This window comes from uncultured Bradyrhizobium sp., assembly GCF_936943645.1.
GTDB lineage: Bacteria > Pseudomonadota > Alphaproteobacteria > Rhizobiales > Xanthobacteraceae > Bradyrhizobium.
This window is the reverse complement of record NZ_CAKZJO010000039.1, coordinates 1-14,278: the sequence shown is the minus strand read 5'-3', so window position 1 is coordinate 14,278 and position 14,278 is coordinate 1. Positions and strand designations below refer to the sequence as shown.

The 14,278-nt window shown below is 64.8% G+C and carries 13 protein-coding genes; all 13 read left to right on the top strand.

What is annotated here, in order from left to right:
- Positions 1 to 43 precede the first annotated feature (43 nt).
- The 13 genes from Q0743_RS04535 (at position 44) to chvE (ending at position 14,190) form a co-directional block, all read left to right on the top strand.
- The gene (locus tag Q0743_RS04535; RefSeq protein ID WP_298240393.1) at positions 44 to 1,786 is read left to right on the top strand and encodes a fumarate reductase/succinate dehydrogenase flavoprotein subunit; all 1,743 of its coding nucleotides are present in this window, start codon (positions 44 to 46) and stop codon (positions 1,784 to 1,786) included.
- 31 nt (positions 1,787 to 1,817) lie between these two features.
- Positions 1,818 to 2,051 (top strand): ferredoxin family protein, encoded by a 234-nt coding sequence (locus Q0743_RS04530; RefSeq protein ID WP_007593252.1) that lies wholly within the window; start codon positions 1,818 to 1,820, stop codon positions 2,049 to 2,051.
- A gap of 2 nt (positions 2,052 to 2,053) precedes the next feature.
- Positions 2,054 to 3,031 (top strand): HEAT repeat domain-containing protein, encoded by a 978-nt coding sequence (locus tag Q0743_RS04525; protein WP_298240392.1) that lies wholly within the window; start codon positions 2,054 to 2,056, stop codon positions 3,029 to 3,031.
- Positions 3,032 to 3,140: 109 nt separating this feature from the next.
- Entirely contained in the window at positions 3,141 to 4,313 is a 1,173-nt protein-coding gene (locus Q0743_RS04520; RefSeq protein ID WP_298240391.1) for a fumarylacetoacetate hydrolase family protein, read from the top strand.
- A gap of 479 nt (positions 4,314 to 4,792) precedes the next feature.
- The gene (gene ytfQ, locus Q0743_RS04515; RefSeq protein WP_298240390.1) at positions 4,793 to 5,758 is read left to right on the top strand and encodes a galactofuranose ABC transporter, galactofuranose-binding protein YtfQ; all 966 of its coding nucleotides are present in this window, start codon (positions 4,793 to 4,795) and stop codon (positions 5,756 to 5,758) included.
- A gap of 118 nt (positions 5,759 to 5,876) precedes the next feature.
- Entirely contained in the window at positions 5,877 to 7,421 is a 1,545-nt protein-coding gene (locus Q0743_RS04510; RefSeq protein WP_298240389.1) for a sugar ABC transporter ATP-binding protein, read from the top strand.
- Positions 7,418 to 8,410, top strand: coding sequence for an ABC transporter permease (locus Q0743_RS04505; RefSeq protein ID WP_298240388.1), 993 nt, complete (start codon positions 7,418 to 7,420; stop codon positions 8,408 to 8,410). Before Q0743_RS04510 ends, Q0743_RS04505 begins: the two co-directional genes overlap by 4 nt.
- A complete protein-coding gene (yjfF, locus tag Q0743_RS04500) occupies positions 8,407 to 9,387 on the top strand; it encodes a galactofuranose ABC transporter, permease protein YjfF (protein ID WP_298240387.1) in 981 nt (326 codons plus the stop codon). The genes Q0743_RS04505 and yjfF overlap by 4 nt, the downstream gene beginning before the upstream one ends.
- Entirely contained in the window at positions 9,384 to 10,160 is a 777-nt protein-coding gene (locus Q0743_RS04495; protein ID WP_298240386.1) for a FadR/GntR family transcriptional regulator, read from the top strand. Before yjfF ends, Q0743_RS04495 begins: the two co-directional genes overlap by 4 nt.
- Positions 10,157 to 11,083, top strand: a complete 927-nt coding sequence (locus Q0743_RS04490; RefSeq protein WP_298240385.1) for a Gfo/Idh/MocA family oxidoreductase — start codon at positions 10,157 to 10,159, stop codon at positions 11,081 to 11,083. Before Q0743_RS04495 ends, Q0743_RS04490 begins: the two co-directional genes overlap by 4 nt.
- A 2-nt stretch (positions 11,084 to 11,085) precedes the next feature.
- Entirely contained in the window at positions 11,086 to 12,165 is a 1,080-nt protein-coding gene (locus tag Q0743_RS04485; RefSeq protein ID WP_298240384.1) for an aldose epimerase family protein, read from the top strand.
- Positions 12,165 to 13,043, top strand: a complete 879-nt coding sequence (locus tag Q0743_RS04480; protein WP_298240449.1) for an SMP-30/gluconolactonase/LRE family protein — start codon at positions 12,165 to 12,167, stop codon at positions 13,041 to 13,043. The genes Q0743_RS04485 and Q0743_RS04480 overlap by 1 nt, the downstream gene beginning before the upstream one ends.
- A 73-nt stretch (positions 13,044 to 13,116) precedes the next feature.
- Positions 13,117 to 14,190 carry a multiple monosaccharide ABC transporter substrate-binding protein gene (gene chvE, locus Q0743_RS04475; protein ID WP_298240383.1) on the top strand — a complete coding sequence of 358 codons (1,074 nt, stop codon included), beginning with the start codon at positions 13,117 to 13,119 and terminating at the stop codon, positions 14,188 to 14,190.
- The last annotated feature ends 88 nt before the right edge of the window (positions 14,191 to 14,278 follow it).

Below are 14,278 nucleotides of genomic sequence, written 5' to 3'. Positions count from 1 at the left end.
TCTGATGCAAAGGCGCCGAGGATCGGCGAACCAGGAGCAAGTGATGTCACTAGATCAGATCGTCGACGGACTTTCGGAGGTTTCCTGCGATGTGCTGGTGATCGGCGGCGGCACCGCCGGCCCGATGGCCGCGCTGAAGGCGAAGCTGAAGAACCCGAAGGCCAACGTCGTCCTGCTCGAAAAGGCCAACGTCAAGCGCTCCGGCGCGATCTCGATGGGCATGGACGGGCTGAACAATGCCGTCATCCCCGGCTATGCGACGCCGGAGCAGTACACCAAGGAAATCACGATCGCCAATGACGGCATCGTCGATCAGAAGGCGGTCTATAAATACGCCCAGAACTGCTACAAGATCATCGAGGAGCTCGACAGCTTCGGCATTCGCTTCCTGAAGAACGAGAACGGCGATTACGCCGTCAAGAAGGTGCACCACATCGGCACCTATGTGCTGCCGATGCCGAACGGCGAGACGGTGAAGAAAGCGCTGTATCGCCAGCTCCGCCGCGCCCGCATCCTGATCTCGAACCGCTACATGGCGACGCGGCTGCTGAAATCAGCCGACGGTCGGATCGCAGGCGCAGTGTCGGTCAACACCCGCACGGCTGAAATGCTGGTGATCAAGGCCAAGGCCGTCATCCTCTGCATGGGCGCCGCCGGCCGGCTCGGTCTGCCGACCTCCGGCTACATGTTCGGCACCTACGAGAACGCCGCCAATTCCGGCGACGGCTATGCGATGGCCTATCACGCCGGCGCCGCGCTCGCGAACCTCGAATGCTACCAGATCAACCCGCTGATCAAGGACTATAACGGCCCGGCCTGCGCCTATGTCGCCGGTCCCTTCGGCGCTTTCACGGCGAACAACGAAGGCTCGCGCTTCATCGAATGTGATTACTGGTCCGGCCAGATGATGCTGGAGTTCTACAACGAGCTCCTCTCCGGCAAGGGCCCGGTCTTCCTCCAGCTCAAGCATCTCCACCCCGACACCATCTCGGAGATCGAATCCACACTGCACAAGGTCGAGCGACCGACGCGCGGCCTGTTCCAGCAGGGACGCGGTGTCGACTACCGTAACGACTCGATCGAGATGCACATCTCCGAGATCGGCTTCTGCTCCGGACACAGCGCCTCCGGCGTGTTCGTCGACGACAACGCCCGAACCACCGTGCCGGGCCTCTACGCCGCCGGCGACATGGCGAGCGTGCCGCACAATTACATGCTCGGCGCCTTCACCAACGGCTCGGTCGCCGGCATCGACGCGATGGAGTTCGCCGACAACCACGATTTCGCGGAGTTTGACGCGCAGGACGTGGCCAAGGAACGCGACCGCGTGATGGCACCAACCAAGCGCGAGGATGGCATTCCGCCAAACCAGGTCGAGTACAAGACGCGCCGCCTCGTCAACGACTATCTCCAGCCGCCGAAGGTCACACGCAAATACGAGCTCGGCATGCGCCGTCTCGCCGAAGCGCGGCAGGACATGCAGGAGCACATGATTGCGCGAAACGCGCACGAGCTGCTGCGTGCACTCGAAGTCCAGTCGATCATGGACTGCGCCGACATGGCGGTGCATGCCTCGCTCTACCGCGAGGAGAGCCGCTGGGGCCTCTATCACTGGCGGACGGACTTCCCCGAAAAGGACAACGAGAACTGGTTCTGCCACACGCTGCTGTCCAAGCAGGACGGCAAGATGACCAGCGAGAAGCGCGCCGTCGAGCCCTATGTCGTCCCGATCGCCGACGACGAGAAGGACCTTTACGACAAGCAGCGCATCCGCGCCTCCGCCTGATCGACCGCAACAGAACAACAGGAGACATCACATGCCTCTCGCGTCCTATCAGACATCGGTTCCGGTGGTCGTCGACGACGCCAAATGCATCGCCGACAAGGGCTGCACCGTCTGCGTCGACGTCTGCCCGCTCGATGTCCTGCGCATCAGCGACATGACCAACAAGGCCTACATGGCCTATGACGAGTGCTGGTACTGCATGCCCTGCGAAGCCGACTGCCCGACCGGCGCCGTCACCGTCAACATTCCCTATCTGTTGAGGTGATCATGTCGAGCCCGTTCGAATCCTACGACGATCTCGAAGACGCCGACGAGCGGCTGCAGGCGGCCGATCCCGCCGAGCGCCGCGTCGCCATCATCGCACTCGGCCATTCCGGCGATCCCGCCGCCGTCGCGCATCTCGCCAACATGGTCGCCGATCCCGATGCCGGCGTGCGCCAGCAGGTCGCGATGGCGCTCGGCGAGTTCGACGGGCCGGAAGCGGCGAGTGCTCTGGTCAAGCTGCTGGTCGATCCGGAGCGGATTGTTGCGGCGGCCGCAGCCGACAGCATGGCCGAGTTCAAGGATCCGGCCTGCGCCGAGATCATCCTGCCGCTGGTGAAACATGCCCATGCCTTCGTCCGCATGGGCGCGCTGCGCGCCTTGAAGGAGCTGCGCTGCAAGGACACGCTGAAGCCGGCGCTGGAAGCGCTCCAGGACGGTGATGCCGCGGTGCGCGTTCAGGCGATCGGCGTGATTGGGTTCCTCAAGCTGGAAGAGTCCATTCCTGCCCTGACCGCGCTGATCAATGACCCCGATGCCCACGTTCGTCGTGCTGCGGTGAGCGCACTGGCGTTCTCCCAGATGAAACCCGCCGCGGAGACGATCACGCGCGCACTGAAGGATTCCGACTGGATGGTCCGCGAGATGGCGGCGGAAACGCTCGGCCTCAACGTCAACGGTTCGCTCGCCGCCGACCAACTGGTCGCGTGCCTCGCAGACGAGTTCTGGCAGGTCCGGCTGAAGGCGATCCGCAGCCTCGGCAAGATGAAGGTCGAGCGCGCGGTGCGTCCGATCGGCAATTGTGTCAATCACGACCAGGCGAACCTGCGGAAGGAGGCCGCTGCGGCACTCGGCGAGATCGCCCATCCCGATGGTGAGGCGTTCCTGGCCGTCATCGCCGACGATGCCGATCCCGATGTGCGCAAGAACGCGCGTTGGGCGCTGCAGCAGATCGCGGCGCGCAAGGCGCGGGCGGGGGCATAGCGGCTCTTCGTTGTCGGTCTGGACTTCCCCCACCAGACGTTTATTGGTCTTCGCCAATGGGATCGGCCACCGAAAGAATGGCCGATCCGAGAACAGCGAGGACGCGACCATGACGACTTTGACGGTGAAGGACCTGCTCCCCGAGGACGGAACGAAGGGGACGCTGGTCGGCCGCGTCTGGCTGCCGCAGGTCAGTGGTCCGGCCGTCGTCGCCGTGCGCGGTGATGGCGTATTTGACGTTACAGCGAAGTTTCCGACCGTCAGCGTGCTGTGCGAAGAGGACAATCCGGCCAAGGCGCTGGCTGCGGTCAAGGGTGAGCGCATTGGCGATCTCGAAGCGATCATTGCCAATACCGCCCCCGATGGTCGCGATCCCAAGAAGCCCTGGCTGCTCGCGCCGGTCGATCTCCAGACGCTGAAAGCTGCCGGCGTCACCTTCGCGATCTCGATGCTGGAACGCGTGATCGAGGAGCGTGCCAAGGGCAACCCGGCCTCGGCCGAAGCGATCCGGAAGGAAGTGACACGCCTGATCGGCGACGATCTGTCAAAGCTCAAGCCGGGCTCGGATCAGGCGATGCATCTGAAGCAGGTGCTGATCGACCAGAACGCCTGGAGCCAATATCTCGAGGTCGGCATTGGCCCCGACGCCGAGGTCTTCACCAAGGCGCCCACCATGTCGTCGGTCGGCACCGGCATGGATGCCGGCCTGCATCCGAAGTCGACCTGGAACAACCCCGAGCCGGAATTGGTGTTGTTCGTCTCCAGCCGCGGCAAGATCGTCGGCGGCGCGCTCGGCAACGACGTCAACCTGCGCGACTTCGAGGGCCGCTCGGCGCTGCTGCTGTCGAAGGCCAAGGACAACAACGCCTCCTGCTCGATCGGTCCGCTGCTGCGCCTGTTCGACGACACTTTCACGCTCGATCATGCGCGCAAGCTCGATATCAGCCTGAACGTGACGGGTACCGACGGTTTTGTCCTCGACGGCCATTCGTCGATCAGCAAGATCAGCCGCGATCCGACCGATCTGGTCGCGCAGACCATCGGCAAGATCCATCAATACCCTGATGGATTCGTGCTGTTCCTCGGCACCATGTTCGCACCCGTCAAGGATCGCGATGCGCCAGGGCAGGGCTTCACCCACAAGCGCGACGACATCGTCACGATCGCAGCGCCCGAACTCGGCAAGCTCGTCAACCGCATGCGCACCAGCGACGCTTGCGAGCCGTGGACCTTCGGCATCGGCGCGCTGATGAAGAACCTAGCGCAACGCAAGCTGATCTAGCGCGCGGTCCTTCGCCTCTCCCCGCGTGTGGGGAGAGGCCGACACGCGAAGCGTGGCGCGTGAGGGGACTCTCAACGAGTCGTTTGGGTCGATAACGGCCGAGCCTCTATCCGCGTCATTGCGAGCGCAGCGAAGCAATCCAGAGTCTTTCCGCGGAGGGATTTTGGCTTCGCTGCGCTCGCAATGACGCGGAGAGAGTTCGTTCGACCGTTCATCGCCGTCGCTGCGGATCGAGCGCTCGCTCTTCAACGCGTCAGATTCCCTTCATCTCCCCGTTGCATCGCTGGAACAAAATCGCGCTGAGCGTGTCATAGAACCGCCCACCGTTGCCGCCTTGCGCGTTCCTTCAAATAGTCAAATAATATGACTAGTCGGAACCCGGCTCCTGTGAAATAGTGCCTTCCGCCGCCTCAAAGGTCGGCCTGCGGGTGCCATGTTACCAATCGGCGCCCCTGATAACATCTTGGGAGACACGCCTGATGACCCTCAAAGCCCTGTTTGCGGCCAGCGCCACGGCCGCGCTGCTGCTCGCGTTGCCGGCCAATGCCGGCCAGCTCACCATCGGCTTCTCGCAGATCGGATCGGAATCCGGCTGGCGCGCAGCCGAGACCTCGGTCTCCAAGCAGGAGGCCACCAAGCGCCAGGTCAACCTCAAGATCGCCGACGCGCAGCAGAAGCAGGAGAACCAGATCAAGGCGATCCGCTCCTTCATCGCGCAGAACGTCGATGCGATCTTCCTCGCACCTGTGGTCTCGACCGGCTGGGACTCGGTGCTGAAGGAGGCCAAGGAGGCCAAGATCCCGGTCGTGCTGCTCGACCGCGACATCGATCCCTCCGGCAAGGAGCTCTATCTCACCGCCGTCACCTCCGACAGCGTGCATGAAGGCGAAGTCGCCGGCGACTGGCTCGCCAAGACGGTTGGGACGAAGGCCTGCAACATCGTCGAATTGCAGGGCACCGTCGGCGCCAGCGTCGCCGCAAACCGCAAGAAGGGTTTCGACACGGCGATTGCCAAGCACGCCAACCTGAAAGTGGTGCGCAGCCAGACCGGCGACTTCACCCGCGCCAAGGGCAAGGAAGTGATGGAGAGCTTCATCAAGGCCGAAGGCGGTGGCAAGAACATCTGCGCGGTCTACGCGCACAATGACGACATGATGGTCGGCGCGATCCAGGCGATGAAGGAAGCTGGCCTCAAGCCGGGCAAGGATATTCTCACCGTCTCGATCGACGCGGTGCCCGATATCTTCAAGGCGATGGTCGCGGGCGAAGCCAATGCCACGGTTGAGCTGACGCCGAACATGGCGGGTCCCGCGCTCGATGCCGTCGCGGCCTTCAAGGACAAGGGCACGGTTCCGCCGAAATGGATCCAGACCGAATCCAAGCTCTATACGGCCGCGGACGATCCGCAGAAGATCTACGACAGCAAGAAGGGCCTCGGTTACTGAGGCGGGCGCTTTGCCGGATCGCCGTCTTGCTGTGGTCCGGCAACCCCCTTCGAAATCGCCGCGCGAACGCATAGGCTGGTGTCCGCTTCAATGCGGACCCCGTGGGAGTGACTTTGTCATGCAGAACAGCCTTGATCCTGCGGCCCCCCTGCTGGAGGTGCGCGGGATCAGCAAGAGCTTCGGCGCCGTGCACGCGCTGCAGGAGGTCGACTTTACGCTGCGCGCCGGGGAGATCCATGCGCTGCTCGGCGAGAACGGCGCCGGCAAATCCACGCTGATCAAGGTCGTCACCGGCGTGTTCCCGCGCGACGCGGGCATCGTCAGGATTGGCGGCGAAGAGATCGCGCCGCGCTCGGCCAAGGCCGCGCTGGCCGCAGGCATCGCCACCGTCTACCAGGAAGTCAACCTGCTGCCGAACCTCTCGGTGGCGCAGAACCTGTTTCTCGACCGCCAGCCGATGCGCTTCGGCATCGTGCGCGAAGGCGAGATGCGCCGCCGCGCCAAGGCGCTGCTCGCGGATTTCGGCCTCGACATCGACGTTGCCGCACCGCTCGGCAGCTATTCCGTCGCCATTCAGCACGTCACGGCGATCGCCCGCGCGGTGGATCTCTCCGCGCGCGTGCTGATCCTGGACGAGCCGACCGCGAGCCTCGACCGCCACGAGGTCGAGATCCTGTTTCGCATCATGCGCCAGCTCGCCAAGCGCGGCATCGGCATCGTCTTCGTCAGCCATTTTCTCGATCAGGTCTACGAGATCTCGCACCGCATCACCGTGCTGCGCAACGGGCGTCTGGTCGGCGAACGTGAAACGGCCTCGCTGCCGCGGCTCGAGCTGATCCGGCTGATGCTCGGACGCGAACTGGCCGAGACCACCAGTGCACGAGCATCAGCGGGTGAGCATAAGGCCCGCGAAGTCTGTGTCAGCTTCGAGAATTTCGGCAAGGCGGGCTATGTCGCGCCGTTCAATCTCGAGCTGCGTCATGGCGAGGTCGTCGGCCTTGCCGGTCTGCTCGGCTCGGGCCGCACCGAGACGGCACGGCTGGTGTTCGGCGCCGAGCGTGCCGATCGCGGGCAGGCGAGGGTGGAGGGCGCGCCCGTCCGCCTTCAGTCCCCGCGCGACGGCGTCCGGCATGGCTTTGGCTATTGCCCGGAAGAGCGCAAGACCGAGGGCATCGTCGCCGAGCTCACCGTGCGCGAGAACATCGTGCTGGCTCTCCAGGCCAAGCGCGGGCTGCATCGGCCGCTGTCGCGCCGCGAGCAGGACGAGATCGCGCGCCGCTACGTCAAGATGCTGGACATCCGTCCGGCCGATCCCGAGCGTCCCGTCGGCCTGCTCTCCGGCGGCAACCAGCAGAAGGTGCTGCTGGCGCGCTGGCTTGCGACCTCGCCGCGGCTCCTCGTGCTGGACGAGCCGACCCGCGGCATCGACGTCGGCGCGCATGCGGAGATCATCCGCCTGATCCGCGAGCTCTGCGACGATGGCCTCTCGCTGCTGGTGATCTCCTCCGAACTGGACGAGATCGTGACCTATTCGGACCGCGTCGTGGTGCTGCGCGATCGTGCCCATATCGAGGAACTCGCGGGCGAGGCGATCGATGTCGGCAACATCCTGGCGGCCATTGCCGCCGACAGCGTTGCTGTTGCGCTCGAGGCCCACACATGACAGCGCTGCTGCCGCGCCGCGGCCTTGCCCAGATCCTGGCGCTGATCGTCATCCTCGCGGTTGATCGCGTGGTGTCGCCGCAATTCTTCGATCTGCGCCTCCAGGACGGCCGTCTGTTCGGGAGCCTGATCGACGTGCTCAACCGCGGCACGCCGGTGGCGCTGCTCTCGCTCGGCATGGTGCTGGTGATCGCGACGCGCGGCATCGATCTCTCGGTTGGCGCCGTCATGGCCATCTGCGGCGCGATCGCCGCAAGTCTCGCCGACAGCCACAGTCTTCCGGTCGTGCTGGCCGCCGCGCTCGGGGCAGGACTTGTCTGCGGCCTCTGGAACGGATTTCTCGTCGCCGTGCTCGGCATGCAACCGATCGTGGCGACGCTGATCCTAATGGTGGCGGGCCGCGGCATCGCCCAGCTCATCACCGAGGGGCGCATCGTGACGTTTTCCTCGCCGGATCTGGTCTGGCTCGGCAACGGCTCGGTGCTCGGCCTGCCGGTGCCGGTCGTGATTGCCTTAGGGATGCTGATCCTCACCGGCGCGGTCGTGCGCGGCTCGGCGCTCGGTCTTCTGATCGAGGCGACCGGCGGCAATGCGCGCGCCAGCGAGCTTGCCGGCGTCGGCACCCGCGCGATGATCATAGCCGTCTATGTCTGGTGCGGCGTCTGCGCCGCGCTGGCCGGCGTGATCGCGGCGGCCGACATCATGGGCGCGGACGCCAACAATGCCGGACTTTGGCTGGAGCTCGATGCGATCCTCGCCGTGGTGATCGGCGGCACGTCGTTGTTTGGCGGCCGGTTCAGCCTCGTGCTCGCGGTGCTCGGTGCGCTGATCATTCAAACTATGAACACCGGCATCTTGCTATCCGGCTATCCGCCGGAGTTCAATTTGCTGGTCAAGGCGGTGGTGGTGCTGGCGGTGCTGCTGTTGCAATCGCCAAAGCTATCCGGCTTTGCCGGCATCGCCGCGCGGCTGAAGAGGACGAAAGCATGAGAGGCCTTCCGCCCGTCCTCATCACGACGATCGTGCTCGTGGCCGGCTTTGCGGCCTGCGCGATGCAATTTCCCAACATTGCCTCCACCCGCGTAGTCGGCAATCTCCTCACCGACAACGCCTTCCTCGGCATCGTCGCGGTCGGCATGACCTTCGTCATCATCTCCGGCGGCATCGATCTCTCCGTCGGCTCGGTGATCGGCTTCACCACGGTGTTCGTCGCGCTCGCGATCGAACGCTGGGGCGTGCCGCCGCTGATCGCCTTCGTCGCGATCCTCGCGCTGTCGGCGGCCTTTGGCGCGGCGATGGGCGCGGTGATCCACGTCTTCGATCTGCCACCGTTCATCGTGACGCTGGCCGGCATGTTCCTGGCGCGCGGTGCGAGCTTCCTGCTCTCCACCGAATCGGTACCGATCACGGCGCCTGTTTATTCAACGGTCTCTGACTTCGCGTTGCGCATGCCCGGTGGCGGGCGGTTGACCGCGATTGCGATCATCATGCTCGTCATCGTCATTGGCGGCGCCCTGCTGCTGCATCTCACGAGATTCGGCGCCAACGTCTACGCGCTCGGCGGCAGCCGGGCGACTGCGAGCCTGATGGGCGTTGCGGTCGGCAAGATGACGGTGAAGATCTACATGCTGTCAAGCTTGCTCGCAGGTATCGCCGGCATCGTCTTCTCCTTCTATACCAGCGCCGGCTATTCGCTCTCCGCCGTCGGCGTCGAACTCGACACGATCGCCGCCGTCGTGATCGGTGGCACGCTGCTCACGGGCGGGCAGGGCTCGGTGATCGGTACCTTCCTCGGCGTGCTGATCCAGGGAATGATCCAGACCTACATCAACTTCGACGGCACGCTATCGAGCTGGTGGACCAAGATTGCGACCGGAGTCTTGCTGTTCGCCTTCATCGCACTTCAGCAGGCCCTGGTCGCACTCGCGCGCCGGCCGGCCGCGAAACGCGAGGGAGCCGCCACATGACCTCGCGCATCGTCGTCATCCCGACGCGGCGGGCTCACTCCAACCATGCGGAGGTCGCCCGCTCGATCGGCGTCGACATCATTGCCGGGCGTTATGCGGAGGGCACGCGCCTGCCAGGCGATGCCGAGATGATCGCGATGTTCGGCGTGTCGCGGCCGGTGCTGCGGGAGAGTGTCAAGACCCTCGTCGCCAAGGGGCTGCTCACCACCAAAGCGCGCGTCGGCACCGTCGTGCGCGAACGCGCGGCCTGGAATATGTTCGACGCCGACGTGCTGGCCTGGCACCTCGATGCCGGCATCGACAAGCGTTTCCTCAATGACCTTGCCGAGATCCGCCTCGCGGTCGAGCCGCGCGCGGCGATGCTGGCGGCCGCGCAGCGGTCGGAGGAGGACCTCGCCGAGCTTCGGCGCAGCATGGACCGCATGCGGATCGAAGCGTCCGACTCGGTCGGTTTTGCTGATGCCGACCTCGCGCTTCACGTCGCCGTGGCGCGGGCCTCGGGCAATCTGTTCATGCGTTCGATCGGCCACGTCATCGAGGCAGCCCTGCGCGCCTCGTTCCTGCTCAGCGCTCCCGTGGAGCCGGAGGACCGCGACACCGTGCTGCTCTGGCACCAGAAGATCGTCGATGCGATCGCGGCGGGCGATGCGGAGGCCGCATCGGAGGCGATGGTCTTCGTCATTCACAACGGCATGCACCGCCATGAAGGCACGGTCGTCGAGACCGCGCCGGCAGAGGCGCTGCCCTCCGTGGACCCTGGAGAAAGATCGTGACCGAACTTCGCATCGCCATCGTCGGCTTCGGCAAGATCGCGCGCGACCAGCATGTCGGTGCAATCGCCGCCGTGCCGGGCGCGACGTTGACGGCGATCGCCAGCCGCAATGCCTCGCTGCCGGGACTGCCGCATTTCGCCACCGTCGAGGAACTCCTGGAGAAGGGCCCGCCGATCGATGCGGTCTCGCTCTGCACGCCGCCACAGGTGAGGCGTGCGCAAGCCGCCGCGGCGCTCGCGGCCGGCAAGCATGTCATGCTGGAGAAGCCGCCGGGCACCGGCGTTGCCGAACTCGATCCGCTTGTCGCGATGGCTGCGAAGGCAAGGCGGACGCTGTTTGCGACCTGGCACTCGCGCCATGCGCCGGCCGTCGAGCCCGCGCGACAATGGCTCGCAACGCGAGGCATCACGTCGGTGCACATCAACTGGAAGGAAGACGTTCGCGTCTGGCATCCCGGGCAGGGCTGGATCTGGGAGCCGGGCGGCCTTGGCGTGTTCGACCCCGGCATCAACGCGCTGTCGATCTTGACCAGGATCCTGCCCAAGCCGGTGTTCGTCACCGCGGCCGAGCTGGCCTTTCCCGCCAATTGCCAGGCGCCGATTGCGGCGAACCTGACGCTGGCCGACATCGAGGGCCTGCCTGTAACGGCCGAATTCGACTTCCGCCAGACCGGGCCGCAGAGTTGGGATATCCTCGTCGAAACCGACCAGGGCCGGCTGACGCTGTCTAACGGCGGCAGGCGCATGGCGATCGACGGCAACACCATTGCCGAGGCGCCCGATGAAGAATACCGGGAGCTTTACCGGCGCTTCGTCGAGCTCGCGGCGACCGGGGCAAGCGACGTCGATTTGGCGCCGCTTCGTCTCGTCGCCGACGCCTTCCTGCTCGGCCGGCGCACTGTCGTCGAACCGTTTGTGGATTAGACATGGCTGGCTCAAGGAAAATGGAAAAGGACGTTTTCGGAACGCTGCCTGACGGTCGCACGGTTGAGCGTATCGTGCTGCGCGGGGAGGGCGGCTTCGAGGCCCGCATCATCACCCATGGTGCGGTGATCCAGGCGCTGATCGCGCCGGATGCCAAGGGCCGCTATGACGACGTCGTGCTGGGCCATGACGGCTTCGCCGGCTATCTCGCCGAGCGGAAGTTTTTGGGCGCCACCGTCGGCCGCTACGCCAACCGTATCGCCAAGGGACAGTTCTCGCTCGACGGCGAAACCGTGCAGCTCCCGGTCAACAACGGCCCGAATGCGCTGCATGGCGGCCTCGACGGTTTCGATCGCAAGCTCTGGAATATCGCGGCGATCGATGAAGGCGCCGAGCCCGCTGTGACGCTCACCTATACGAGTCCGCATGGTGAGGAGAACTATCCCGGCAAGCTCGACGTCCGCCTGACCTATCGCATCACCGGGCCGACCGAGCTATCGCTTCTCATGGAGGCGCGAAGCGACCGGCCGACCATCGTCAATCTGACCAACCACAGCTTTTTCAATCTCGAAGGTGCGACCTCAGGCACGCCGATCCTTGACCACAAGCTCACGGTCGCGGCCGAGCATTTCCTCGCCATCGATCCCACCGCGATCCCGCTGTCCGGTCCGCCGTGCGCCGTAGCCGGCACGCCTTTCGATTTCCGCGACGCCCAAGCGGTCGGTGCGCGCATCCGCGAAGGCCATGAGCAGTTGCGTAACGGCAGGGGCTACGACCACACCTACTGCCTCGGGCGTGATGGCAAGCTCGCATTCGCCGCGCGGCTGGAGGCGCCGCGCTCGGGACGCATCATGGAGCTGCTGACCAATCAACCGGGGCTCCAGGTCTATTCCGGTAATTATCTCGATGGCACGATTTCGGGGAAGGGCAACAAGCTGATCCGGCAGTCGGACGCCATGTGCCTGGAGCCGCATAACTGGCCTGATGCGCCGAACCGGCCGGACTTCCCGAGCCCGCGCCTCGATCCCGGCCAGGTCTATCGCCATCACACGGTCTATCGCTTTGCAGTGAGGGCGCCATGATGGAACAGGTCGCCACCTCCGTTCTCTCGGACGATCCCTGCCATCTCGGTGAGGGCCCGACCTATGACGCGACCACCGACACCGCCTGGTGGTTCGACATCCGCGAGGGCCGGCTGTTCGAGGCGCAACTCGGCCGTGGCAATGTCCGCGTCCATGCGCTCGGCCGGATGGCGAGCGCGCTCGGGCGTATCGATGCCGAGCGGCAATTGATCGTCGCCGATGATGGCCTCTACATCCGCAAGCTCGCCGATGGCGCGATGACGCTGTTCCTTCCCCTCGAAGCGGACAATGCCGTCACGCGCTCCAACGATTGCCGCGTACACCAGTCCGGGACGTTCTGGATCGGCACCATGGGCAAGAAGGCCGAGCCGAGGGCCGGCGCGATCTATGCGCTCCATCGCGGCAAGATCTCGACGCTGTTTCCCGGCATCAGCATCCCCAATTCGATCTGCTTCTCACCGGATGGCGCCACCGGCTATTTCACCGACACCCCTCGCGCCGTGCTCTATGCCGTGCCGCTCAATCCGGACACCGGCCTGCCGCGCGGCGAACCGGAGGTCTTGCTGCGTCACTCCGGCATCGGCGGCCTCGACGGCTCGGTGTGTGACTCCGACGGCAACATCTGGAATGCCTGCTGGGGCGCGAGCCGCATTGACGTCTATTCGCCGCAAGGCGAGCGTCTGCGCTCGCTGAGCGTGCCGGCAAAACAGGCGAGCTGTCCCGCTTTCGTCGGCCCCGACCTGTCGCGTCTCCTGGTCACGTCGGCCTGGCAGGATATGGACGCGGCCGCACGCGCCGCCGATCCGCAAGCCGGTTACACCTTTCTTCTGGAGGCATCCGCGCGCGGCCGCGCGGAGCCCGACGTCAAGCTTGCATAGGAGGCGAGAAAGCAACCCACGACCACCTTCTCGACGAAACAAAGAAACAGTCTGACACCCAAGGGAGTGAAACATGCTGAAATTGAAGACGACATTCCTGGCGCTGGCGCTGGCCGGCGCTGCAACGATGGCCACAGGCCTCACCGCCTCCGCCCAGGACAAGGCGACCGTCGGCATCGCGATGCCGACCAAATCCTCGGCGCGCTGGATCGACGACGGCAACAACATGGTCAAGGTGCTGAAAGAGCGCGGTTACAACACCGACCTGCAATATGCCGAGGACGACATTCCGAACCAGCTCTCGCAGGTCGAGAACATGGTGACCAAGGGCGCGAAAGCCCTGGTGATTGCCGCGATCGATGGTACCACGCTGTCCGACGTGCTCAAGCAGGCCAAGGCGAAGGGCATCACTGTGATCGCCTATGACCGCCTGATCCGCGGCACGCCAAACGTCGACTATTACGCGACCTTCGACAATTTCCAGGTCGGTGTGCTCCAGGCGCAATCGATCGAAAAAGGCCTCGGTCTGAAGGAGGGCAAGGGCCCGTTCAACATCGAGCTGTTCGGCGGCTCGCCCGACGACAACAACGCCTACTTCTTCTACAACGGTGCGATGAGCGTGCTGAAGCCCTACATCGATAGCGGCAAGCTCGTCGTCGCCTCGGGCCAGATGGGCATGGACAAGGTCGCGACGCTCCGCTGGGACGGCGCAACCGCCCAGGCCCGCATGGACAATCTGCTCAGCGCCTACTACGGCAACAAGAAGATCAACGCCGTGCTGTCGCCCTATGACGGCATCTCGATCGGCATCATCTCCTCGCTGAAGGGCGTCGGCTATGGCAGCGCCGATCAGCCGATGCCGGTCATTTCGGGACAGGACGCCGAGGTGCCCTCGATCAAGGCGATGCTGCGCGGCGATCAGTATTCGACGATCTTCAAGGACACCCGCGACCTCGCCAAGGTGACCGCCGATATGGTCGACGCTGCGCTCGCCGGCAAGCAGGTCACGGTCAACGACACCAAGACCTATGAGAACGGCGTCAAGACCGTGCCGTCCTATCTGCTCAAGCCGGTCGTGGTCTACAAGGACAATTGGGAGAAGGTGCTGGTGGAAAGCGGCTACTACAAAAAGGCGCAGTTCCAGTAAGACTTCCTTCGCCCTCTCCCCGCGTACGGGGAGAGGGCGGGGTGAGGGGGAGTCTCCGCGAGGGAGGTGGCAATTGGACTCGCGGAGG